Genomic DNA, 23,183 nt, shown 5'->3' with positions numbered 1-23,183 from the left:
TCCGCCGTACCCGGCGGACGGGGCTGTTGCGTACCCGGCACGGATCCGGATGCCGCATGCGGGAGGCCGACTGCGGGAATCCCGCAGGCGGCCTCCTTCTGCTCTGGGAGCGACCGTCAGACGGCTTCGGCGACGAGCGTGCGCGGGCTGCCCGGCACGTCGACGTAGTGGCTGAACGCCCACCCAGCCTCGTTCAGCCAGGACACGACGGTCTCCTCCGGCCAGACCACGGTGCCGTCGAAGTTGAAGTACTCCGCGGCGTGCCGGGCGTCGAGGGCGCGCTGCTGGTCGAGTGAGTCGAGGAAGTAGTCGAACACCGCGAGCCTCGCGCCGGTGCGTGCCGAGGCGCGCAGGTTCTTCAGGATCTGACGGTTCTGCTCGTCGGTGAAGCGGTGGATGACGTGGATGGCGAGCACCAGGTCGTGGTCGCCGCCGGGCACGGCGGTGACGGTGTCGCCGGCCTCGACAACGATGCGGTCGGAGAGCCCGGCAGCTTCGATCTCGGGGGTGAGCATCGGGCCGGACTCGGCGGGGTACACCATGCGCGAGGTGAGCTCGGGGTTGTGCTGGGCGAGGGCGATCGACCACCCGGCGGTGAAGCCGCCGAAGTCGAGCACGCGGGTCGCCCCCGAGGTCTCGAACACCTCGCCGAAGCCGCGGGCGTGCAGGCCGTTGTACTGCATGACGCCCGCCATGAACATGGCCCAGCCGTCCTCGTCGAAGTCGAGGGTGCCGCCCTCATCGGCGTCGACCGTGTGGCGGTAGTGGCCGAAGGCCTCGAAGCTGCCCAGCTCGAGGAAGTTCAGGAAGGCGCTCAGGTCGTGCGGACCGCCGGTCAGGTACTCGGCGGCATCCTCAGCGAGGGCATACCGGCCGTCTGAGCGGGTGAGCAGGCCGGTGGACGCGGAGGCGTCCAGCAGGATGCGCACCTGACGCTCCGGATGCTCGGTCGCGGCGGCCACCTCGGCAGGGGTGGCGGCACCGTCGGCGATGGCGCGGAACACCCCGATGCGGGCGGCGTTGAAGAGTTGCTTCGACGCCATGTAGCCGGTGGCGACGTCGAGGATTCGAGTGGGATCGGCGGTCATTGCGGGGTCCTCCAGTGGTATGTCACGACGGTGTGTCTATTCACTCTACAAGTGTAGAAAATAATATCAGAACGAGCCATGATGGGTGAATGACAACTCCTCTTCTGACCACCCGCATCCACCCCGGGCCCGACCCGGTGCTGCTGATCCACGGGCTCGCGTCGAACGGCACGGCGGAGTGGGAGCGCACCGGCTTCGTCGCCGCGCTCGCCGCAGTCGGCCGCGGCGCGATCGTCGTCGACCTGCCCGGCCACGGCGCCGGCCCGGCGCTCGCGCGCGGAGCCGCGACCACCTCCGACCTGGGCGCGGCGCTCGGTGACCTCATCGCCGAGTCCGGCCAGGAGCAGGGCGATGTGATCGGCTACTCGATGGGTGCGCGGCTGGCCTGGGCCGTCGCCGGCACCGGCCGCGTGCGTCGTCTCGTGCTCGGCGCGCTCAGCCCGATGGATCCCTTCGGCGCCCTCGACGTCGATGCGCTGCAGAAGGCTGTCGGCGGCGCCGCGCCGTCCGACCCGATGGTCGGGATGTTCGCGCAGATGCTGCGCACGCCGGGATTGGATGCCGCGGCCGTCGTCGGTCTCATCGACGCGCTGCACGCCGAGCCATTCGACTTCCACGAGGATGTCCCCGCGGTGCCGACCCTGTTCCTGGCCGGCGTCGATGACCAGATGTCCCAGGGGGCGGAGCGCCTGGCGGACGCAGTGCCCGGCTCGCAGCTCGTGCGGGTTCCCGGCGACCATTTCGCGGCGGTCGCGTCGCCGGAGTTCCGCGATCAGGCCGTCGCGTTCGTCGCCGCTTGACGTGATCTGCCGGTGGTGAAGACCGGCGGTCGCGCGACCCGGCACGCGCGACCGCCGGAGCTCAGGATGCCGGTGGAGCCCAGGTGCCGTCGGGGTTGACGTCGCGGTCGACCCAGAGGTCTGCGCACAGCTCGCGCAGGCGCTCGGCGCCGACGCGCTCGAGCACGTCGAACGCGCCGAGCGCGTCGTCCAGCTGCGCCACCGAGCTCGCCCCGAACAGCACGTTCGCGGTCGCCGGGTTCGCCAGGCAGTAGGCGATGTTCAGTTGCGCGGGAGTCGCCTCGATCTCAGCGGCGATGGCCTGCGCACGCGGCCACGAGGCGATGATCGCGTCTCTGATGCCGCCGACGTCCGCGCCGATCTTGCGCTGCGGGCTGGTCTTGCCCACCAGGATGCCGCCCTCGAAGATGTCCGAGGCCTGCAGCGACATCCGCCCCCGCCGGAACAGCTCGCCGTAGAACGGACCCTCGGCCATCGAGCGCCGCGCGAGCCCGTACTTCAGCTGCGCGAACGACGGGGGAGTGAGGCCCTCGGCTTCGGCGAAGTCCAGGGCGAGCACGGCCTCCTCGTAGGGCCAGTTGTTGATGCCCCAGTAGGCGAAGCGACCGGCGTCGATCTCGGCCTGCATGTCCGCCACGACCCGGCGGATGTCGACCGGAGCCATGTGGTCGCCGACCACGATGCAGTCGGCCCGCTCGATGCCGATGCGATCCAGCGACTCGCGCATCCAGCCCGCGAACGACGTGTTCGGGTAGTCCCAGAGCCAGAGCTTGCCGCACAGCAGGTAGTCCTCGCGGTGCAGGCCCGCCTCGCGCACGATCTCGCCGAACAGGATGTCGGTGCGCGCGCCCTCGTCGTGCGGACCCATGTTGTAGTTGCCGACGTCGAAGAACGCTGCACCGGTCCGCTGCGCGCGCAGGACGAGCGCGATCGCCTCGTCGCGGCTGATGCGGTCCCAGATGTTCCAGGAGCCGAGTGCGAACGTCGGCACCTCGGGGCCGTGCGGCCCGAGCCGCCTCGTGGGGACTGCGGTGGTCATGTGCTCCTCCTGGCGGCGATGGCGGGTTTTTCTCCAAACGTATAATATCCCTCATGGGGTCGCTCGATCCCATCCGTTTTCGAAGGAGACAATGGTGAGCACACGTACGGTCCTGATAACGGGAGGGGCGGGCGGCATCGGGCGCTCCCTCGCCGAGGCGTTCCTCGCCCAGGGCGACGCGGTCGTCCTCGTCGATCTGCCGGGCGAGAAGCTCGCGGGCGTCGGTGCGGAGCTCGGCGTCGCGACGGTGGGTCTCGACATCACCGATCAGGATGCCGTGGCGGCGGCCGTCGAGCAGATCTCGCAGCAGACCGGCCCGATCGACGTACTGGTCAACAACGCCGGCATCCTGCACCTGCACGGCGACGTGCTCAGCCTGCCGCTCGCCGACTACGACACCACCATCCGGGTCAACATCCTCGGCACGTTCGCGATGACGCAGGCAGTCGCCCGCCACATGGTCGCTGCCGGCATCCGAGGCGCCATCGTGAACATCTCCTCGATCGGCGGGCGCCAGCCCACGCCGGGCATGGGGGCGTACGAGACGAGCAAGGCCGCCGTCGACGCGCAGACCCGGTGGGCTGCTGTCGAGCTCGCCGCGCATGGCATCCGGGTGAACGCGGTGGCGCCGGGGCCGGTGGACACGCCGATGATGAGGATGGGGATGCCGGAGGGCTCGCCTATGCGCGAGGCCTGGCTGTCCCGCATCCCGCTGAAGCAGATGGCCGACCCCGCACAGGTCGCCGCCGCGGCGGTGTTCCTCGCCTCCGACGGCGCGGCCGACATCACTGGCGTGAGCCTGCCCGTGGACGGCGGTCAGCTGCTGGCCTGACCGCGGGTGCACGAGGAGGGGGACGGCCGGCGCCGTCCCCCTCTTCGTGCGTTTCAGGCCTCGACAGATGTCGTGGCCGCGTCGAAGACGACCGTTCCTCCCAGGTAGGTGCGCTCGATCCGGATGTCGGGCAGGCCCTGCGCTCCGACGTCATCCGGGTCTTCCGAGAGGATCACCAGGTCGGCGACCTTGCCGACCTCCACGGTGCCCTTCCAGTCCTCCGCATGGTCCTGCCAGGCGGGCACGGCGGTGACCCGGCGCAGCAGGTCGTGCAGGCGGGCGACGGGGTCGGATGCCGCGCCGAGCAGCCGGTCGGCGGCCGCCAGCTCGGCGCGCCAGTCCGGTGCCATGACCGGGGCATCCGAGCTCAGGGTGAACGGCGCGCCGGCGCGGATCAGGTGTGCGAGAGGCCACATCGCGGGCCCATCGTCGCCCGCGAACGCGCTGCCGGCCCACTCCGCCGTGAACTCGGCGATGCCCGCCTGCAATGTCGCTCCCATGCCCTGGCGCACCAGAGCGGGGATCGTCTCGTCGCGCAGCAGATCGGCGTGCACCAGGTAGTGCCGCAGGTCCGCGGGATGCTCGTCCTGCGCGAGGCCGACGGCGTGCACGAAGACATCGATCGAGCGATCGCCTGTGGCGTGCACGGCGATCTGCAGCCCCGCCCGCTGTGCGGCCCGCACGATCTCGTGCAGCCGGCGCTCGCGCTCCTCGTCATCGGCGCCGTCCAGCAGCAGCTCGCCGTGCCCGCCGTCCACGTACGTGCCGTGGATGTACGCGCCGCGCATTGGAGGGATGCCGTCGGCGAACACCTTCAGGCCGGCGATGCGCAGCGAGCGGGGGTCGGCCGTGGTCGTGTCGGCGGCGGTGATCCCGTCCAGCACATCGGCGGTGCGCGCGGTGCCGTCCAGCAGGCCGAAGAGCAGCAGCAGGGTCACGCGCTGTCGCAGTGCGCCCTTGGCGGCGAGCTCGCGGTAGACCTCGAGCACCTCCGACCCGAAGCATCCGGTGGGTCCGTCGTCCTCGCCGGGACCGATGCCGGGCTCGGTGTAGCTGGTGATGCCGAGGGATGACATCACCTCCGCGGCACGGAGCAGTGCCGCACGGCGCTGCTCGCGCGTCGTCGAGAGCGGCTCCGTGGTGGGCTCGTGCGGAGCTCCGAAGACCGTTCGCGGCCACAGCGCGCCCAGCCAGGACGCGTGCAGGTGCGCGTCGTTGATGCCGGGCAGCACTGCCCGTCCGTCCAGCTCGACGACCTCGGTCGCCGCTCCGATCAAGGGGGCGATGTCGGTGTCTTCGCCGACGGCGACGATGCGTCCGTCCGTCACGGCGACGGCTGTCGCGCGAGTGTCCTCGATGTCGAGGACGTGCACTCGTCCGCCGCGCAGTACGAGATCGGCGGTGAGCCCGTTCTCTGCCACGACTTCCTCTTCTCTGTCTGTCACGTTTATGTCAACGTATGTAGACTAAAGCACACTCGCGGGGGAGTGACAACTCTCCCGACACCACAGAAAGGGATATGCGATGACGCTCCCCACGTCCTCCCGTGCGGCGGTCCTTGTCGCCCACGGCGAACCGCTCGAGCTGCAGGATCTGCCGCTTCCGGCCGAGATCGAACCCGGCGCAGTGCTGGTCCGACAGCTCTGCTCGACCCTCTGCGGCACAGACATCGAGATCTGGGAGGGGAAGATGAGCTTCCCCGGAATGCTGCCCATGGTGCTCGGCCACGAGATGGTCGGCCAGGTGATCGCGGTCGGCGACGGAGTGCGCGACGCGATCGGCCGTCCGCTCGAGGTCGGCTCCCGCATCGGCTGGTCCGAGTCGGTCTGCGGCGAGTGCTACGGCTGCACGGTGCTGCGGCAGCCGGTCTTCTGCCAGCGCCGCGGCTACGGCTTCCTGCAGCGCAGCGATGCGCCGCCGTACGCGACCGCCGGTCTCTCCGAGTACGCCTACGTCACCGCGGGCGCGCAGAAGCTGCTGCTGCCCGACATGGTCAAGGACACCTGGGCGGCGATGGCCGGATGTGCGGCGAAGACCGTGCTGCGCGGATTCGACCGCGCCGGCGGGATCCGGGTCGGTGGCACCGTAGTGGTGCAGGGCGCGGGTGCGCTCGGCGTCTTCGCCACCGCGGTCGCCAAGATCTCCGGCGCGGCCAAGGTGATCACCGTCGGCGGTCCCGATTCCCGGCTCGACATCGCGAAGCGGTTCGGCGCCGACGAGACCGTCAGCATCTCGCTCGGCAGCGAGGGGGTCGTCCAGCGCGTGCTCGAGCTCACCGGAGGGGCCGGCGCGGACTTCATCATCGATGTCGCCGGTGCTCCGAGCGTCGGCCCCGAGGCGATCGCGATGGCCGCCGCCCGTGGCACCTTCGTGGTGATCGGCAGCACCGGCCCGGTCGGGGAGCCCTTTCCGCTCAGCGGCATCATGGGCAAGGAGCTCACCGTCGTCGGCTCGATCAACGGCGACGTGTCGGACTACGCGCACGCCATCGACTTCTTCGCGGCCTTCGCCGACCGCTACGACTGGGACGCGCTGTTCAGCGAGCCGGTCGGACTCTCCGGCGCGTCGGACTGCATCGCGCACATGCACGAGCAGACCGAGTTGAAGGCCGTCATCGACCCGCGGCTGGCGTGAGCGGCGGAAGAAGGGAGGAAGACATGACCACCACCGCATCCACGGTCCCCGTCCGGGCGCTCGGCGACTCCGGCATCCGGATTCCCGCGCTCGCCCTCGGCTCGTGGCACACCTACGATCGGATGGACTTCGAGAAGGCCGTCGAACTCGTGGGCACCGCCATCGAGCGCGGCGTCAATCTGTTCGACGTCGGGGTGTACGGCATCCCAGGCATGCAGCCACCGGCGATCACCGACGTCCTGTTCTCGGCGATCATCCGCGCCACCGGCGTAGCGCGCGAGGACTGGTTGCTCAGTGAGAAGGTGTGGACCGACGCCTACGACGACGGGTTCCGGGGTCAGCTCGAGGGCGCGCTGTTCCGGGTCGGCACCGACCGCACCGACCTCATCGTGCTCGGCGACATCCACCGCGACGACCTGACCATGCACGACATCGCCTCGGCCATGCAGGAGCTCATCGCCGAGGGCCTCACCACGGAGTGGGGCGTGAACAACTGGTCGGCGTCGAACATCGCCGAACTGCGCCGCATCGCCGCGGAGGAGGGCTGGACCGGCCCCGCTTTCGCGCAGCTGAAGTACTCCGTGGCGCGACGCTCCATCCCCGACGGCGAGCCCTTCGCGACGCTGTTCGCCGACGGTTTCGTGTTCGAGGCGTCGGACTGCCTCGAGGGCGGCTACCTCTCCGGCCGCACCGACCTCACCCGAGAGGTGGGACGCGACCCGGGGGAGGTGCGCGCCGCGCTGCTGAGGGACCTGCCCGACTATGTCGCCGTCGCGGAGTCGATGGGCACGTCGCCCGCGCAATTGGCGATCGCCTTCACGCTGACGCATCCCGCGAACGTCACAACGCTGTTCGGCGCCACCCGGCTGAGCCAGCTGGATGACAACCTCGCCGCCTTCGAGCTGGTCGAGCGCATCGGCGCCGACAGCCTGCGCGCCGCCGTCGACCCGTTCTGGGTGGACAAAGGCATCGTCGACCCGGAGGGGCCGTGACCGTGGCATCCGCCGGTTACGAGCGGCTGCCCGCGGTGCCGTACGACCCGCAGCTGCTGGCGGGAATGGAGATGATGCGGCAGCTCTTCGAACCGGTTCCCCTGCGTGCCGACACGATCCTGTCCAGCCGTGAGCACGTGGACCGGCTGACCGCAGCCGGCGACGTCGCGCAGCTGGCAGGGGACGCCCCGGTGCGGATCCGCGAGGTGTCGATCCCCGGACCGGATGCGGCCGCGCCCGAGATCGTCCTTACGATCATCAGCCCGGCGGACGGCGTGCAGGTCGGGCCTGGGCTCTACGCCATCCACGGCGGCGGCATGGTGCTCGGCAACCGGTTCATGGCGGTCGGCCAGGCCGTGCCCCTGGTCGTCGAGTTCGGTGCGGTCGCCGTCTCGGTGGAGTACCGGCTCGCCCCTGAGGACCCCTGGCCCGCGGGCGTCGAGGACTGCTACGCAGGGCTGGTGTGGTTCGCCGCGCACGCCGAGGAGCTCGGCGTCGATCCGGAGCGCATCCTGGTGCTGGGGTCCTCCGCCGGCGGTGGGCTGTCCGCCGCCGTGTCGCTGCTCGCCCGCGAGCGCGGCGGACCTGCACTGGCCGGCCAGCTTCTGGACGCGCCGATGATCGACGATCGCAACGAGTCGGCGTCCACGCGACAGTACGACATGGTCGGTCTCTGGGATCGCAACAACAACGACACCGCCTGGACAGCGCTGCTCGGGGAACAGGCGGGAACCGATGCCGTGCACTGGTCGGCCGCGCCGAACCGCATGCCCGACCTGTCCGGCCTGCCGCCGGCCTTCATCGAGGTGGGCGCCGCGGAGATCTTCCGCGACGAGGCCGTCGCCTATGCGACTCGCATCTGGGAGGCCGGCGGCCAGGCCGAGCTGCACGTCTGGGCGGGCGCCCACCACGGGTTCAGCGGCTTCTCGCCGGAGTCGCACGTCGGGCGCGCGGCGAACGAGGTTCGTCTGAACTGGCTGCACCGCATCCTGGGCTGACGGGGCCCGTCAACCCGTCACGAGGCGTCGGAGCGTGCGGGCTCCGGCGCCCCGACGCGCCGGAAGAAGGCGTCGACCATCGCGTTGAGCATCGCCGGAGTGGCGAACTCGGGGGCGATCGCGCTGAGCACGGTGCCGCCGACGTTCATCATGATCAGCTCGCCGGCGAGCTCCTCGTCCGTGGCATCCGTGTCGATCGTGCCCGCTGCGCGGCAGTCGGCGATCCGCGAGATCGTGTCGTCGTGCCAGGTGCGCAGCAGCTCGCCGTAGGCGACCCGGATCTCCTCGGAGGACAGTCCGCGCTCCCAGAACGCGAGCAGCACCCGGGCCGAGTCCCGGGACTCGGCGTCCAGCGGGGTGGTCGCCCTGGCGATCGCGCGCAGCGCGTCGATGCCCGTCAGTCCCTCCGACGCCGCGGCGATGCGCGCCATGACCTGATCCATCGAGCGCTGATAGGCGCCGGTGATGATGTCGTCCTTGCCGGGGAAGTAGTGCTTGAGCGCGCCGTTCGCGAACCCGGCCTCCGAGGCGATCTCGCGCATGGTCGCTGCTTCGAGGCCGCCCTTGACGATCAGGTTCCACGTGACGTCGATGATGTCGCGTCGCCGCTGGTCGTGATCGATCGCTTTCGGCATGGCTGGGCCGACCCCCGTTCTCGCGCTTCGCGCGTGACGTTCAGTGTATGACGCCAGTCTATTTCCTACGGATGGAGAACAGTGGATGCCACGTCGGTGCTGCGCGCCGCGGGGCGGACCGCCAGCCATGCGACGAGCGCGGCCACGAGGCTCGCCGCGGCCATCGTCGACGCCATCACGATCGAGGTGCTGCCGGCGAGGGCGACCAGCGGTGAGACGACGGCGCCGACCGTGAACATCGCCATGCCCATGAAGGCCGCGGCCGTGCCGGCTCGGGCGCCGTGATGGGCGAGGGCCAGCGTCGAGCCGTTCGGGCCGGACAGTCCCGCGCAGAACATGAACAGCACCAGCGAGAGCGTGACGCCGACCAGACCCGCGCCCGCGAGGGCGAGGACGGCGAAGAGCGCGGTGGCGACGGCGGTCGCCGTCACGCCGAGCAGATAGACGCCGCGAGGACTCATGCGTCGCACGATCAGGCGGCTGACCTGCCCTCCACCGATGTTCGCCACCGCGTTCAGTGCGAACACGAAGCTGAAAAACTGGGGCGTCAGCGTGTACTCGTTCTCCAATACGAAGCTCGACATCGACAGGTACGAGAAGAAGCCGACGCCCGAGGCCGCGCCCGCGATGAGCACCGCGACGAACAGGCGATCGTGCAGCACGGCGGCGACATGTTCGCCCAGCTGCGTCACCCCGCCGGTGTGTCGCCGCGCCGCGGGGAGCGTCTCGGGCAGGGCGCGTCCGGCGACCACGACGAGGGCGACACCGACGCCGGCGAGCACCCAGAAGATGCCGCGCCAGTCCATGATCAGCGCGAGCTGGCCGCCGATCAGCGGTGCGACCACGGGTGCCGCTCCGGAGACGATGACCAGCATCGAGAGCATCCGGCTCAGGTCGATGCCGCTGAACATGTCGCGCGCGACGGCCAGACTGATGACGATGCCGGCGGAGCCGGCGAGCCCCTGCAGCAGCCGAGCTGCGAGCAGGATCTCGATGGTCGGCGCGATCGCGCAGACGGCGGAGAACACGGTGAACGCCGTGACCCCGATGACGAGCGGGCGTCGCCGGCCGAAGCGATCGCTGAGCGGCCCTGCGACGAGCTGGCCGAGGCCGAGGCCGATCATGCACACCGACATGGTCGCCTGGGCGAGCGAATCGGAGATGCCGAAGCCGTCGGCGAGCTGCGGCAGCTGCGGCATGTAGACGTCCATCGAGAGCGGGCCGAATGCCTCGAGCAGACCGAGCACGACCATGGCCCGCAGGGTGCTCATCCGCACCGGCGCCGCGCTCACGAGAGGTCGAGGACGCGGCGCAGCCACGACGACCGCGCGTCCAGCGCGGCCTTCGTGAGCGCGATCTGCGGCATGTACATGTCGAAGCCGTGCGAACCGCCCGACCACACGTGCAGCTCGGCCTGTCCGCCGGTGGCCCAGATGCGCGTGGCGTAGTCGACGTCCTCGTCGCGGAACATCTCGGCCGAGCCGACCTCGATGAAGGCGGGCGGAAGATCTGAGAGGTCGGTCGCGCGCGACGGGGCTGCATAGGCGGGGGCGTCGACGGAGTATGCCAGGCCGTCGCCGAGCACGCACGACCAGGCGAGCAGGTTCGCGTCGCGCTGCCAGGTGCCGATGCCGTCGTACTGCAGGCTCGAGATGGTCGTGTTCGTGTTGTCGATCATCGGGCAGAGCAGCAGCTGGCCGGCCATCCGCGGCCCGCGGCGGTCGCGCGCCATGAGGGCGACGGACGCGGTGAAGCCGCCGCCCGCGCTGCCGCCCATGACGACGATGCGGTCGGGGTCGACGCCGAGGTCGACGGCGTTCTCGGCGAGCCAGGCGAAGCCCGCGTAGCAGTCCTCTGCGCCGGCGGGGAACGGGTTCTCCGGTGCCAGACGGTAGTCGACGTTCACGCCGACGACGCCGAGCTCGTCGACGATGTCGATGACACGGCCGGCCTCCCAGGAGCGGTGGCCGACGATCATGCCGCCGCCGTGGATGTTGTACACCGCGGGCAGGGACTCCCCGTCGCGGCCGCGCGGGCGGTAGATCGTGATCTCCAGGTCGGGGGCGCCGGCGGGGCCGGGGATCGTGCGGTCCTCCCAGTCGACGGCGCGGTCGCCGATGACCTCGTCGTTGCTGGGGAACGGCATGGCGGGTCCGCTGCGGAGGGTGTCGCGGATCATCGGAGGCATCGCGGGCATGGCGGACAGCAGGGCGTCGACTTCGGCGTCGAACGGGACGGGCGGGTGCTGCGGGCTACCGGTGGCGAGAGGGGCGGTCATGGGTGTCCTTCCTCGGACGGTCCTGACGGGTCGTTATTTCTACCAATGTAGACGATAAAGGCCGCGCCGGTACAGTCCGATGACGCTGGCGCCGCGCTACCGCAGCAGCAGGGAGAGGAACTGCCGCGCTTCGGCGACCATGTCCACCGGCTCGGCGTCCTCATCGGAGAGTGCCAGCAGCCACTGCAGCTGCAGGCCGTCGAGCGCCGCCATCGTGATCCGGGCGGCGCTCCGGGGCGAGACGTCGTCGCGCAGCATCCCGTCGTCGCGCAGTTTCGCGAAGTCGGCGGCGAGCTGGTCGCCGACCCGTGCGTACCGACGCCGGAAGTAGGCGTGCGCGGGGTGCTCCTCGCTGGTGGCCTCTGCGGAGAGCGCGGTGTACAGCTCGATGATCGGACGCTGCCGCTGGTTGCGCTCCACGAGCAGGACGAGGGCGTCGATCACCGAACTGCCCTCACCGAGGAACTCGGAGATCGCGGCGGAGTCCGCGCGATCGCGCTCATCGAGGACGGCCTCGAGCAGCGCGACCTTGCTGGGGAAGTGGTGCAACAGCCCGGTCTGGGTGACGTTCGCGCGCGCGGCGATGTCGCGCAGCGACGCGCCGTTGTAGCCCGCCTCGGCGAATGCGGCGACGGCCGCATCGAGCAGTGCGGCGCGGGTGGTCGCGCTCTTCGCGTACGGGCCGCGGCGGCGGGAGGGCGATGTCGTCACACAGCGATCCTACTTCCGACAGATCGAATACCGAGCACCTGATATATTTTCGCCTACGGGTGGTGACGACGCGGCCCGTCGGACCAGGAAGGACCACGGATGACTTCGGAGATCGGGAGCGAGCGGGTCGAGCGGCTGCTCGCAGAGCTGACGCTCGAGGAGAAGCTCGGCCAGCTGACGCAGTACTTCTACTTCGGCGCGATCGACGGCGGCGCCGAGACCGCGGACGGCGCGCCGACGCAGCCGCAGCTCGTCGAGGGCGCTCTCGCGACCGGCGGCGCCGGCGCACTGCTGTTCGTGAACGACCCCGCCGAGACCAACCGCCTGCAGCGCCAGGCGATCGAGGGCAGCAGGCACGGCATCCCGGTGCTGTTCGGCTTCGACGTCATCCACGGGCTTCGCACGATCTTCCCGGTGCCGATCGCGCTCGCCGCGACCTGGGACGCCGATGTGATCGAGCGGTCGCAGTCCGTGGCCGCACGCGAGGCGCGCGCCGTCGGCATCAACTGGGTGTTCGCGCCCATGGTCGACATCGCACGAGACCCGCGCTGGGGCCGCATGATCGAGGGCGCAGGCGAGGACCCGCTGCTGGGAGGGATGGTCGCCGCCGCGCAGGTGCGCGGCTTCCAGGGCGAGGGCATCGGCTCGGCCGAGCACGTCATCGCCGGTCCGAAGCACTTCGCGGGCTACGGTGCCGCTCTCGGCGGCCGTGACTACGACGAGGCGAACATCTCCGACCAGGAGCTCTGGAACACCTACTTCCCGCCCTTCCACGAGGCGATCAAGGCCGGAGCCGGCAACATCATGGCCGCCTATCAGGACCTCAACGGCGTGCCGGCATCCGGCAACCGCTGGCTGCTGCACGAGGTGCTGCGCGAGGCGCTCGGCTTCGAGGGCTTCGTCGTCAGCGACGCGAACTCGGTGCGCGACCTCGAGACGCACCACTTCGCCGCGGACCTCACCGATGCCGGAGCCCGCGCGCTGAACGCCGGGATGGACATGGAGATGGCCATCTTCGACCCGGCCTTCGGTCACCTGAGGGCGGCCGTCGAGGACGGCCGCGTCGACATCGCGCGGATCGACGAGAGCGTCCGCCGCATCCTCACGGCGAAGGAGGCGCTCGGTCTGTTCGACGCACCCTTCGTCGATGAGGATGCCGCGGCGACGGTGCTCGGCGACCCGGCGCACCGGGTCGCCGCGCGGGAGGCCGCCGAGGCGTCCGCCGTGCTGCTGCGCAACGAGGGCGTGCTGCCGCTGGATGCCGCAGCGCTGAACCGGGTGGCCGTGATCGGGCCCATGGCGGCGTCCGCCCGCGACACGATCGGTCCGTGGGTCTTCGACTACGACCTCGACGAGACGGTCACGATCGTGGACGGTCTGCGCACGGCGCTCGACGGCAGGGCCGAGGTGACCTATGCCTCCGGCGTGCCGTTCGACCGCCGGGAGTTCCCGTCGATGTTCGAGATGTTCGGCGACAGCGGTCCGTTCAGCCCCGAGGACTTCGACGCGGATGCCGAGTTCGCCCATGCCGTCTCGGATGCCGCGGCCGCTGACGTCGCAGTCGTCGTGCTCGGTGAGCGGCAGGACATGATCGGCGAGAACGCCTCGCGGTCCAGCCTCGAGCTTCCCGGTGACCAGCTGCGCCTGTTGCAGGCCGTGGCCGAGACGGGGACGCCGGTCGTGCTGGTGCTGATGAGCGGGCGCCCGCTCGACCTGCGCTGGGCCGACGAGAACGTGCCGGCGATCCTCGAGGTCTGGTACCCGGGCACTCAGGGCGGTGCGGCCATTGCGAACCTGCTGCTCGGCGCCGCGACGCCGGCGGGCAGGCTGCCGTTCACCTGGCCGCGCACCGTCGGACAGGTGCCGATCCACCACGCCGTCACACGTTCGCACGACCCGCAGGCGCAGGGCCGCCGGTACTGGGACGAGCAGAGCACTCCGCTGTACCCCTTCGGGCACGGCCTGAGCTACGCGGCGTTCTCGTACGGCGCGGTCGCGGTGTCCGCCGGCGAGGTCGGCATCGACGGCGAGGTCGTGGTCTCGGTCGACGTCACGAACACCTCCGACCGCGACGGAGCCGAGGTCGTGCAGCTCTACCTGCACCAGCGGTACGGCAGCGCGTCGCGGCCGCTGCGTCAGCTCGCCGCCTTCGAGCGCGTGGAGGTCCCCGCCGGGCAGACCCGGCGTATGCAGTTCCGGATCGGCGCCGAGCAGCGGCGGTACTGGAGCGCCGCGATCCGCGATTGGACGCTCGATGCGACGACCTTCGACGTCTGGGTGGGCGGCGACGCCACGGCATCCGCTCATGCCGAGTTCACCGTGACGGCCTGAGCAGTCGGCGCGCGGGGTCGGGCGCGAGCCCGGCCCCGTATCCTTGGTGAGCGGTCGGATGCCGCGGAGAACGGAGACCTTCGTGGTAGTGCGGCACTCGTCGGCGCGCGGCGTGCTGACGTCGATCGCCGCGTCGTTCCTGTTCGGCGGCATGTTCCTGCTCGCCGGTCTCGTCTCGTCCTCGGCCGAGGTCGTCTTCGCCTGGCGGGTGCTGATCGCGTTCGGATGCTACGGCGCCACGCTCCTGCACCCGGCCGCCCGTCGCGAATTGCGGACGCTGTGGCGTCGGCTGCGCTCACGCTGGTGGATGCCGCTGCTGTCGCTGCTGCTCACCGGGATCGTCGGTGTGCAGCTCTGGCTGTTCATGTGGGCGCCGATGCACGGGCACGCGCTCGACGCCTCGCTCGGATACCTGCTTCTGCCGATCTGCCTGGTGCTGAGCGGACGCTTCCTCATGCGGCATCCGGTGAGTCCGCTGCAGTGGGTCGTCGTCGCGCTCGCGGCGATCGCGGTCGTGGTGAAACTCGTGGCCACTCCGGAGCTGTCCTGGGTGACGCTCGTGATCTGCATCCCCTATGCGGTCTACTTCGTGCTGCGCCAGCGCTTCGGGCTGGATGGTCCGATCGTGTTCGGGTGGGAGATCGCGCTGATGCTTCCCGTGGCGGTGGCGTTCCTGGTCGCGGGCAGTGAACCGGTCTCCGGCCTCGAAATCATGGGTCTGCTCGCGATCGGCTTCGCGAGCGCGATGGCCATGACGCTGTACCTCGCGGCGTCATCGATGCTCACGATGCCGGTGTTCGGCCTGCTCGGTTACGTCGAGCCCGTGCTGCTGGTCGTGGTGGCGATGCTGCTCGGCGAGCGGATGCAGGGCGCGGACGTCCTGGTCTACGGCATCCTCGCCGCGGCACTCACCGTGCTCGCCGTCGACGGCTTCCGGGCCGCGCGCCGGGCGCGCTGAGCGCTGACGGTGAGTTGCTCGGTGCGCTCGTCCCGCGCGGTCTTTTCGCGCCGGCGATTGCGTTCCTCGCGGTGATGATGCCACGTCTTCTTGGGCGCGGGATGGCGACGCCCCGCGCGGTCATGGAGCACGTCGGCGGGCATCGGCGCGACCTCTGCACCGTCGTCGTCGACGATCGCTATCCGCAGGCCTGCGGCGGCCAGGACGCGCGCGAAGTCGTCGACGATGGTGTGCTGGTGTCGGTCATCGCCGAATTCTTGCCCGTGCCTCCGACATCGACCCCTCGCGTGCGCTCGTCCATGCACTCCTCAGCCACTCACCTACTGATCCACCCAGAGCATCAGTAGGTGAGTGCCGACGGCGCGGATGGGCTCACGCACTGATGCGCGGGGAGCATCAGTAGGTGAGGTAGGCGAGCGGCTGCGGCTGGTGGGTAGGGCCGCGGTCCGGCACCCGCGGGAGCCGGACGGGATCAGAACACCGGCCACGGAACGGGCGTACGATCGTCGGTCGCCAGCAGGCCGCCGATCCAGCCGTCGTCGAGGCCGCGAACCGTATCGGCCTGTATCGCGAACCCCGATGTCGGCGGCCCGCAATACACTTGTCCGGTGACTGTTCCGGGGATTCTGCGCGCCTTGGAAGAGGCGAACCTGTACCGCGATGCTCTCAGCTGGGCTTCCACCGACGCCGACATCTCGCTGGTCGACGGCCTCGACGCGCCCGTCATCGCCGGCCTGCTGCAGAAGAGAGCGGATGCCGGGCATCCGGCGGCCGTGCTCGTCGTGACTCCCACCGGCCGGCGGGCCGAGTCTGTCGCGGCCGCGCTGGGCACCTACCTCTCGGATGCAGAGATCCTCACCTTCCCGGCCTGGGAGACCCTGCCCCACGAGCGACTCAGTCCGAGCCCCGACACCGTCGGACGCCGGCTGGAGACCCTGCGCAGCATCACCACCTGGGACGGCGCGAAGCCCCTCGTGGTGGTTGCCTCGGTGCGCGCCGCGCTGCAGCCGCTCGCCGCCAACCTCGGTGACGCCGCACCACTCGAACTGCGCGTCGGCGCCCGCGGCCTCGAGCTCGAGGATGCGGTCGAGCAGCTCGTGGAACGGGCATACTCGCGCGTCGACATGGTCTCGCGCCGTGGCGAGTTCGCCGTGCGCGGCGGCATCCTCGATGTGTTCCCTCCCACGGCGGAGCACCCGTCACGCGTGGAGTTCTTCGGCGACGAGATCGACCAGATCCGAGCCTTCTCGGTCGCCGACCAGCGCTCGCTGCCCGGCGAGGTCCCGGTGATCGAGCTGCCCGCGAGCCGCGAGCTGCTGCTCACCGCCGAGGTGCGGGAACGCGCCGGCGAACTGGTCGGAAGGTATCCGGCGATCGCCGGGATGCTCGAGAAGATGAGCGAGGGCATCCCCGTCGAGGGCATGGAGTCGCTGCTGCCCGCCGTCGCCGGTCCGCTCGTGACACTCGCCGAGTACCTGCCGCAGGGCTCCGCCGCCGCGATCGTCGACCCCGAGCGCGCCACCGCCCGTGCGCAGAACCTCGGCGAGACCAACCGCGAGTTCCTCGACGCAGCGTGGAGCGCCGCGACATCGGGAGCATCCGCTCCGATCGACCTGGGCGCAGGCGACTTCCGCACGATCGCGCAGCTGCGCGAGGTGGTGCGCGACCGTGACGGCGTGTGGTGGCGGCTGAGCGCGTTCGCCACCGACGACGCGGACGCCGCGAACCTCGACTCCTCCGTCATCCCGTCGTTCCACGGCAACGTCGACGGTGCGATCTCGTTCGTCGAGGCGCGGCTGCAGGACGGCTGGCGCGTGGTCGTCATCGCCTCCGGCCAGGGCCTCGTCGAGCGCGCCCTGGACGTGCTCGGCGATCGCGGCATCGCCGCCCGCATCATGGAGGATCTTGTCACCGAGCCGGATGCCGGTGTCGCGACCCTCGTCACCGGTGCCGTCGAGTCCGGCTTCCAGGTGCCGGAGGCCCGGCTCGCGGTGCTCACCGACAGCGAGTTCTACGGACGCACCATCGGCGGCGACCAGCGCGTCGTCAAGAAGCTCGCCTCGCGGCGGAAGAACGTCGTCGACCCGCTGCAGCTCAAGCAGGGCGACTACGTGGTGCACAACACGCACGGCATCGCCAAGTTCGTCGAGATGACCAAGCGCGAGGTGTCCTCGGGCGGGCGCAACGCCGTCAAGACCACCCGCGAGTACCTCGTGCTGGAGTACGCGCCGTCCAAGCGCGGCTACCCGGGCGACAAGCTCTTCGTGCCCACCGACCAGCTCGATCTGCTCTCGAAGTACGTCGGCGGCGAGGCGCCGGTGCTGTCCAAGATGGGCGGCAGCGACTGGGCGGCGGCGAAGGGCAAGGCCCGCAGGGCCGTGCGCGACATCGCCGTCGAACTGGTCAAGCTCTACTCGGCGCGGATGAGCGCCAAGGGGCACGCCTTCGGCCCGGACACCCCGTGGCAGCGCGAGCTGGAGGAGGCGTTCCCGTTCGCCGAGACCCACGATCAGCTGCAGACGATCGACGAGATCAAGGCCGACATGGAGCGGCCCATCCCGATGGACCGCCTGCTGTCCGGCGATGTCGGCTTCGGCAAGACCGAGGTCGCCGTGCGCGCCGCGTTCAAGGCCATCCAGGACGGCAAGCAGGTCGCGATGCTCGTGCCGACCACGCTGCTGGTCAAACAGCACCTCGAGACGTTCACCGAGCGGTTCGCCGGATTCCCGGTGAAGGTGCGGCCGCTGTCGCGCTTCCAGACCGACAAGGAAGCGCGGCTCACACTGGCGGGTCTGGTCGACGGCACCGTGGACATGGTCATCGGCACGCACCGCATCCTCACCGACCAGGTGCTTTTCAAGGACCTCGGACTGCTGATCATCGATGAGGAGCAGCGCTTCGGCGTCGAGCACAAGGACGCCCTGAAGAAGCTCAAGACGAACGTCGACATCCTCGCGATGAGCGCGACGCCGATCCCGCGCACGCTCGAGATGGCGGTCACCGGCATCCGCGAGATGTCCACACTGCAGACGCCGCCCGAGGACCGGCATCCGATCCTCTCGTTCGTCGGCGCGCGCAGCGACAAGCAGATCGCGGCGGCGATCCGCCGCGAGATCCTGCGCGAGGGACAGGTCTTCTTCGTGCACAACCGGGTGCAGTCGATCCAGCGCGTGGCATCCGAGCTCGCCGAGCTCGTGCCGGAGGCGCGCATCGCCGTCGCGCACGGCAAGATGGGCGAGCACCAGCTGGAGCAGGTCGTCGACGACTTCTGGGAGCGCAAGTACGACGTGCTCGTCTCGACCACGATCATCGAGACCGGGCTGGACATCTCCAACGCGAACACCATCATCATCGACCGTGCCGACAAGTACGGGCTCTCGCAGCTGCACCAGCTGCGGGGCCGCGTGGGTCGCGGGCGGGAGCGGGCGTACGCCTACTTCCTCTACGACGACCTGAAGCCGCTGAGCGAGACCGCCGCGGACCGGCTGCAGACCATCGCCGTGAACAACGACCTCGGCTCGGGCATGCAGGTGGCGCTGAAGGACCTCGAGCTGCGCGGCGCGGGCAACATGCTCGGCGCCGAGCAGGCCGGGCACATCGCCGGCGTCGGCTTCGACCTGTACCTGCGCATGGTCGGCGAGGCCGTGGCGACGTTCCGCGGAGAGGACACCTCGTCGGATGTCGAGCTTCGGCTCGAACTGCCGGTGGACGCCCGCATCCCGGAGCACTACATCGACAGCGAGCGACTGAGGCTGGAGGCCTACCAGAAGCTGTCTGCTGCGGCCGCGGCGACCGCCGCCGACGACGCGATCGACCTCGTGGTCGAAGAGCTCACCGACCGCTACGGTGCCCTGCCCGACGAGGTCGGCGGGCTGGTCGCCGTCGCTCGGCTGCGCCGTCGCGCCGCCCGCGCCGGGCTCTCGGACGTCGTCGCGATGGGCTCGAACCTGCGGATCGCGCCGGCGAACCTGCCCGATTCGATGAAGGTGCGGCTGCAGCGGCTCTACCCGAAGGCGAAGTTCGTCGCCGGGGGAGAGGCGCTGCTGGTGCCGATGCCCGAGGACATCGAACTGATCGAGTGGGTCGGCAACCTGTTCACCGCCCTGTTCCCGGAGCCGGTCAAGGCCGAGTGAGCGGGGTCTCCTAGGCTCGAGGCATGACGGGCATCCTCGAGCGCGGTACGGCGACCATCCGCTACGTCGACGGGCGCGGCACCGGCCGACCCGTCGTGTTCACGCACGGCGCGGGCATGGACGGCGAGTCCTTCGCCGCACAGGCGCAGGCCGTGCAGGACGTCGGGTACCGCGGCATCCGATGGGACCTGCGCGGGCACGGCGCCTCGGCGCTCGCCGCCGGCACCCGCTTCACGGCCGAGGACGCGCTGGCCGACCTCGGTGCGCTGATCGACGCCCTACACCTGGAGCAGCCGATCCTGGTCGGACACTCCCTGGGCGGCAACCTGTCTCAGGCGTACGTCCGCGCGCACCCCGAACGGATCGGCGGCATGATCGCCGTCGGCACCACCTGGAACACCGGGCCGCTCAGCCGCGGCGAGCGGTTCGGACTGCGGATGGCGGCGCCGATGCTCAGGCTCATCCCGGCCTCGAGGCTGCCAGGGCTGATGGCGGATGCCTCGGCGGTGACGCCGGAGGCGGTCGACTCGATCCGCGCGACCTTCGCCCGGATGCCCAAGTCCGTGTTCCTCGACGTGTGGCGTGCGACGGCGTCGCTCGTCGCACCCGATCCCGCATACCGCACGCCGGTGCCGCTGGGCCTCGTCGTCGGTGAGCAGGACCGCACCGGCAACATCCGCTCCGCGATGCAGACCTGGGCCGACGCCGAGGGCGTGCCGCTGCACGCGATCCCCGGCGCCGGTCACGTCGTGATGGCGGATTCCCCGGATGCGGTGTCCGAGACGATCGTCGAGACGCTCCGGGCGTGGTTCAGCACGGCACCCTGAACACCTGGCGTCAGCGCAGCGCGAAGCCACCGTCGGTTGTGAGCACCTGGCCGACGACCCACGACCCGGCATCCGTGCACAGCCAGCCGATCAGCCGCGCCGGGTCGTCGGGACGGCCGAACCGCCCGAACGGCGTCTTCGCGAGGAACTCCGGAAGCCAGCTCAGGTCGCGGTCGGTGGTCTCGGGGTCGAGGTATCCGGTGTCGACGGGTCCGGGGTTGACCGTGTTCAGCACGATGCCGTGGTCCAGCAGCTCGGCGGCGACGGTCTTCGTGACGCCGGCGAGCGCCGCCTTGCTGGTGGCGTAGGCGAGTTCGCCACGCATCGGCCCGTCGCCCTGCCCCGACGTCATCCAGATGACGTGCCCGGTGGGTTTCTCGAACGGACCGGACTCCACGCGGTCGACGCGGTCGCCGGGGCGCTGCCCCGCGGCATCCGTCCCTGCCTTCCGCCGTGCGAAGCCGGCGGTGAGCAGCATCGTCGCGCGGGCATTCGTCTGCCAATGCGCGTCGAGGCGGTCGGCGGTCATGTCGAGGATGCCGCCGTCACCGCCGCTCATCGCCTGGTTGCAGATCAGGATGTCGAGCGAGCCGGTCAGAGCGGATGCCGCATCCAGCAGCGGCTCGATCGACGCAGGATCGCGGAGGTCGGCATGCCGGTCGCTCGAGACGGCGTCCGGGATGAGGGCGTCGGCGAGTCCGGCGCGCACGGCGTCGAGGTCGTCACCGCCCCAGGGCTGGTCGAGGTCGTGCGGACGGTAGTGATGGAGGAACACGTTGGCGCCGAGCGCGGCGAGAGCCGTGGCGGTCGCATAGCCGATGCCGGCGCGACGCGAGACGCCGGTGACGAGGGCCGTGCGGCCCGCAAGAGGATGCTGCATGGTGAGTCTTTCCTGTCGAGGAGGCCCGGGCGCGCAGAACAGCTCCCGAAGGCGGGGGACGGAGGCGACTCACCGGCATTGCATGCCCCCGACCTTAGCAGCGCGTCAGGCGTCGGCGAGCACCTGCTCGACGTAGGGCTGAAGCTCGAGCGCGGCGACCTCGTCGCGCGTGAACCACGCGACCTCGAGGATCTCGTCGAGGTCGGGGCGGGGAGCGTCGCTCAGCCCGCATGCGTACGCCGTGGTGACGTAGGCGACGCGGTCGCCGTTCGGGTACTCCACGACGAGTTCCTCGCCGCCGTAGACGCCCACGATCCCGAGGACGCGGATGCCCGCGCCGATCTCCTCGCGCACCTCGCGGGCCACGGCATCGGCGGGATGCTCGCCGGGCTCGACGCTGCCGCCGACCAGGCCCCACATCCCCGAGTCCGAGTGACGGGCCAGCAGGAACCGGTCGCCGTCGCGGATCACTGCGGTGACCGCGGGGATCAGCAGCAGGTCGTGACCGACGTGGGCGCGGAGCGAGGCGATGTACGGCGAGACCGGCATCCGCTCAGTCAATCACGGCTCAGCGCCAGAGCCAGCGCAGCGCGTCGGGCAGCAGCACGCCGCCGTGGTTCGGGCTGTGCCCGCCGTCACCGACGACGAGGCGCAGGTCGTGACCGGAACGGGCCAGCGCGGCCGCAGTCTCGAGCGACTCGGCGAACCAGTTGTTCTCGCGATCGTTCCAGCCGATGTCGTGGTGTGCGGCGTGCAGGAGGGTGCGGATGCGGCGCGTCTCGCCGTCGGCCAGCAGCGCCGGATACGGGTTGCCGCCGGGCATCTGCGCGAAGCTCGGGTTGAACGCGATCACACGGGCGATCGCGTCGGGACGCTGCCACGCGGCGGTGAACGCCGCGTTCCCGCCGGAGCTGCCGCCGCAGATGCCCATGCCTCCGCCGAAAGCCAGGCCCTCCGTGGCGCGGGGGAGAACCTCGTCGAGCAGGAAGGTCACATAGCGGGCGTCGCCCGGGTCGTACTCGTTGTTGCGGTTCTTCGGCATGATCGATCCTGCGAACACCCCGGGGTCGACGAAGACCCCGATCATCGGCGGGATCGCGTGCTGCGCGGCGAGGTTGTCCAGCACGATGCCGGCTCGCACATCGCCTTCGGGGTCGAGGTACCACCATCCGTCGTTGAACAGCATGACCGCCGCCGGCGACGACGGGTCGTGCCCTGCCGCGGTGTGCACCCAGACGCGGCGCGTGGTGCCGGGGTAGGCGGTGCTGTCATCGATGACGAGCTCGCGCACCGTACCCGGTCGAACCTCCGCGTGCTGCTCGGAGTCGGGACCGTGCGTGTACGTCACGGCCTCCTGATCCGAGGCGAGAGCGGTGAACGGGACGACGGGCATGTCTCCATCCTCTCTCATGTCGCAGGGCAGGACCCGCGACTAGTCTGACGGCATGATCTACGAGCATCTCGGGGGTAGCCCCCGCATCCACGAGACCGCCGTCGTCGCGCCCTCGGCCGTGATCTCGGGTGACGTGACCATCGGCGAGAACTGTCAGGTGCTGCACGGCGCCGTGATCACCGCCGAGGGCGGTCCGATCACGCTCGGCGAGCACGTGATCGTGATGGAGAACGCGTTGATCCGCGCCACCGCCGCGAACCCCGTGCACATCGCCGACCACGTCCTGGTGGGCCCGATGGCGAGCATCTCCGGCGCGACGATCGCGGAAGAGGTGTTCCTGGCCACCGGCGTGCGCGTCTTCAACGGCGCGGTGATCCGCGAGCGCAGCGAGGTGCGCATCAACGCAGTGGTGCATCTGCGCACCACTCTGCCGCCGGAGACGGTGGTGCCGATCGGCTGGGTGGCGGTCGGCGACCCCGTCCGGATCCTCTCGCCCGATCGGCACGAGGAGATCTGGGATGCGCAGCACGAGCTCGACTTCCCCGGCTACGTCTTCGGAGTGGATCGCTCCACGCCCGACCTGATGGTGCAGCTCACCGAGCGGTACGCGCGTTCGCTCGCCCGGCACGTCGACGACCGGGCGGTCTGACTTCC

At 70.4% G+C, this 23,183-nt stretch carries 21 protein-coding genes; 11 read left to right on the top strand and 10 right to left on the bottom strand.

Features of this window, described 5'->3' with window-relative positions; all coding sequences use genetic code 11:
• Positions 1-116 precede the first annotated feature (116 nt).
• Positions 117-1,088, bottom strand: coding sequence for a methyltransferase dimerization domain-containing protein (locus tag ACFVAE_RS06160; protein WP_378889156.1), 972 nt, complete (start codon positions 1,086-1,088; stop codon positions 117-119).
• A gap of 89 nt (positions 1,089-1,177) precedes the next feature.
• Between ACFVAE_RS06160 and ACFVAE_RS06155 the strand changes: the two genes are divergently transcribed.
• A complete protein-coding gene (locus tag ACFVAE_RS06155) occupies positions 1,178-1,888 on the top strand; it encodes an alpha/beta fold hydrolase (protein ID WP_378889154.1) in 711 nt (236 codons plus the stop codon).
• Between the two features lie 61 nt (positions 1,889-1,949).
• On the opposite strand, the gene ACFVAE_RS06150 is transcribed toward ACFVAE_RS06155, so the two are convergent.
• Positions 1,950-2,927, bottom strand: a complete 978-nt coding sequence (locus ACFVAE_RS06150) for an aldo/keto reductase (RefSeq protein WP_378889152.1) — start codon at positions 2,925-2,927, stop codon at positions 1,950-1,952.
• 91 nt (positions 2,928-3,018) lie between these two features.
• On the opposite strand from ACFVAE_RS06150, the gene ACFVAE_RS06145 reads away from it, so the two are divergent.
• On the top strand, positions 3,019-3,759 hold the full coding sequence (locus ACFVAE_RS06145) for an SDR family NAD(P)-dependent oxidoreductase (protein WP_378889149.1): 741 nt from the start codon (positions 3,019-3,021) through the stop codon (positions 3,757-3,759).
• 53 nt (positions 3,760-3,812) lie between these two features.
• Here ACFVAE_RS06145 and ACFVAE_RS06140 read toward each other — a convergent pair whose 3' ends face one another.
• On the bottom strand, positions 3,813-5,180 hold the full coding sequence (locus tag ACFVAE_RS06140; protein WP_378889147.1) for an amidohydrolase: 1,368 nt from the start codon (positions 5,178-5,180) through the stop codon (positions 3,813-3,815).
• A gap of 103 nt (positions 5,181-5,283) precedes the next feature.
• Here ACFVAE_RS06140 and ACFVAE_RS06135 point away from each other — a divergent pair, with 103 nt between their 5' ends.
• The 3 genes from ACFVAE_RS06135 to ACFVAE_RS06125 are packed head-to-tail and all read left to right on the top strand — an operon-like array spanning position 5,284 to position 8,383.
• Positions 5,284-6,393 carry a zinc-binding dehydrogenase gene (locus ACFVAE_RS06135; RefSeq protein ID WP_378889144.1) on the top strand — a complete coding sequence of 370 codons (1,110 nt, stop codon included), beginning with the start codon at positions 5,284-5,286 and terminating at the stop codon, positions 6,391-6,393.
• Positions 6,394-6,416: 23 nt separating this feature from the next.
• Complete coding sequence (locus tag ACFVAE_RS06130; protein ID WP_378889141.1) at positions 6,417-7,385, top strand: aldo/keto reductase; 969 nt, start codon at positions 6,417-6,419, stop codon at positions 7,383-7,385.
• Positions 7,382-8,383, top strand: coding sequence for an alpha/beta hydrolase (locus tag ACFVAE_RS06125; protein ID WP_378889139.1), 1,002 nt, complete (start codon positions 7,382-7,384; stop codon positions 8,381-8,383). The genes ACFVAE_RS06130 and ACFVAE_RS06125 overlap by 4 nt, the downstream gene beginning before the upstream one ends.
• A 17-nt stretch (positions 8,384-8,400) precedes the next feature.
• Here ACFVAE_RS06125 and ACFVAE_RS06120 read toward each other — a convergent pair whose 3' ends face one another.
• From ACFVAE_RS06120 to ACFVAE_RS06105, 4 genes are all read right to left on the bottom strand, one after another.
• Entirely contained in the window at positions 8,401-9,018 is a 618-nt protein-coding gene (locus tag ACFVAE_RS06120) for a TetR/AcrR family transcriptional regulator (RefSeq protein ID WP_378889136.1), read from the bottom strand.
• Positions 9,019-9,083: 65 nt separating this feature from the next.
• On the bottom strand, positions 9,084-10,289 hold the full coding sequence (locus ACFVAE_RS06115) for a multidrug effflux MFS transporter (RefSeq protein ID WP_378889134.1): 1,206 nt from the start codon (positions 10,287-10,289) through the stop codon (positions 9,084-9,086).
• A 17-nt stretch (positions 10,290-10,306) separates the two neighbouring features.
• The gene (locus ACFVAE_RS06110) at positions 10,307-11,296 is read right to left on the bottom strand and encodes an alpha/beta hydrolase (protein ID WP_378889131.1); all 990 of its coding nucleotides are present in this window, start codon (positions 11,294-11,296) and stop codon (positions 10,307-10,309) included.
• A gap of 96 nt (positions 11,297-11,392) precedes the next feature.
• Complete coding sequence (locus ACFVAE_RS06105) at positions 11,393-12,007, bottom strand: TetR family transcriptional regulator (protein ID WP_378889128.1); 615 nt, start codon at positions 12,005-12,007, stop codon at positions 11,393-11,395.
• Between the two features lie 99 nt (positions 12,008-12,106).
• Between ACFVAE_RS06105 and ACFVAE_RS06100 the strand changes: the two genes are divergently transcribed.
• The 5 genes from ACFVAE_RS06100 (at position 12,107) to ACFVAE_RS06080 (ending at position 20,256) form a co-directional block, all read left to right on the top strand.
• Positions 12,107-14,338, top strand: coding sequence for a glycoside hydrolase family 3 N-terminal domain-containing protein (locus ACFVAE_RS06100; RefSeq protein WP_378889126.1), 2,232 nt, complete (start codon positions 12,107-12,109; stop codon positions 14,336-14,338).
• Between the two features lie 58 nt (positions 14,339-14,396).
• Positions 14,397-15,296 (top strand): EamA family transporter RarD, encoded by a 900-nt coding sequence (gene rarD, locus ACFVAE_RS06095; RefSeq protein ID WP_378889124.1) that lies wholly within the window; start codon positions 14,397-14,399, stop codon positions 15,294-15,296.
• Between the two features lie 101 nt (positions 15,297-15,397).
• Positions 15,398-15,643, top strand: coding sequence for a hypothetical protein (locus ACFVAE_RS06090; protein WP_378889122.1), 246 nt, complete (start codon positions 15,398-15,400; stop codon positions 15,641-15,643).
• 261 nt (positions 15,644-15,904) lie between these two features.
• Positions 15,905-19,429 carry a transcription-repair coupling factor gene (mfd, locus tag ACFVAE_RS06085; protein ID WP_378889119.1) on the top strand — a complete coding sequence of 1,175 codons (3,525 nt, stop codon included), beginning with the start codon at positions 15,905-15,907 and terminating at the stop codon, positions 19,427-19,429.
• A 23-nt stretch (positions 19,430-19,452) separates the two neighbouring features.
• Positions 19,453-20,256 carry an alpha/beta fold hydrolase gene (locus ACFVAE_RS06080; RefSeq protein WP_378889117.1) on the top strand — a complete coding sequence of 268 codons (804 nt, stop codon included), beginning with the start codon at positions 19,453-19,455 and terminating at the stop codon, positions 20,254-20,256.
• 10 nt (positions 20,257-20,266) lie between these two features.
• Here ACFVAE_RS06080 and ACFVAE_RS06075 read toward each other — a convergent pair whose 3' ends face one another.
• The 3 genes from ACFVAE_RS06075 to ACFVAE_RS06065 all read right to left on the bottom strand — a co-directional run bounded on the left by ACFVAE_RS06075 (position 20,267) and on the right by ACFVAE_RS06065 (position 22,529).
• Positions 20,267-21,136: an SDR family oxidoreductase gene (locus tag ACFVAE_RS06075; protein ID WP_378889114.1), complete on the bottom strand. Its 870-nt coding sequence runs from the start codon at positions 21,134-21,136 to the stop codon at positions 20,267-20,269.
• 105 nt (positions 21,137-21,241) lie between these two features.
• Complete coding sequence (locus ACFVAE_RS06070; protein WP_378889112.1) at positions 21,242-21,685, bottom strand: NUDIX domain-containing protein; 444 nt, start codon at positions 21,683-21,685, stop codon at positions 21,242-21,244.
• 19 nt (positions 21,686-21,704) lie between these two features.
• Positions 21,705-22,529: an alpha/beta hydrolase gene (locus ACFVAE_RS06065; RefSeq protein ID WP_378889109.1), complete on the bottom strand. Its 825-nt coding sequence runs from the start codon at positions 22,527-22,529 to the stop codon at positions 21,705-21,707.
• Positions 22,530-22,581: 52 nt separating this feature from the next.
• On the opposite strand from ACFVAE_RS06065, the gene ACFVAE_RS06060 reads away from it, so the two are divergent.
• Positions 22,582-23,178 (top strand): gamma carbonic anhydrase family protein, encoded by a 597-nt coding sequence (locus tag ACFVAE_RS06060; protein ID WP_378889106.1) that lies wholly within the window; start codon positions 22,582-22,584, stop codon positions 23,176-23,178.
• The last annotated feature ends 5 nt before the right edge of the window (positions 23,179-23,183 follow it).

It is taken from the genome of Microbacterium sp. NPDC057659 (genome assembly GCF_042799915.1).
Classification (GTDB): domain Bacteria; phylum Actinomycetota; class Actinomycetes; order Actinomycetales; family Microbacteriaceae; genus Microbacterium.
Note: the sequence above shows the minus strand (reverse complement) of the source record. Positions and strands in the feature narration are given on the sequence as shown.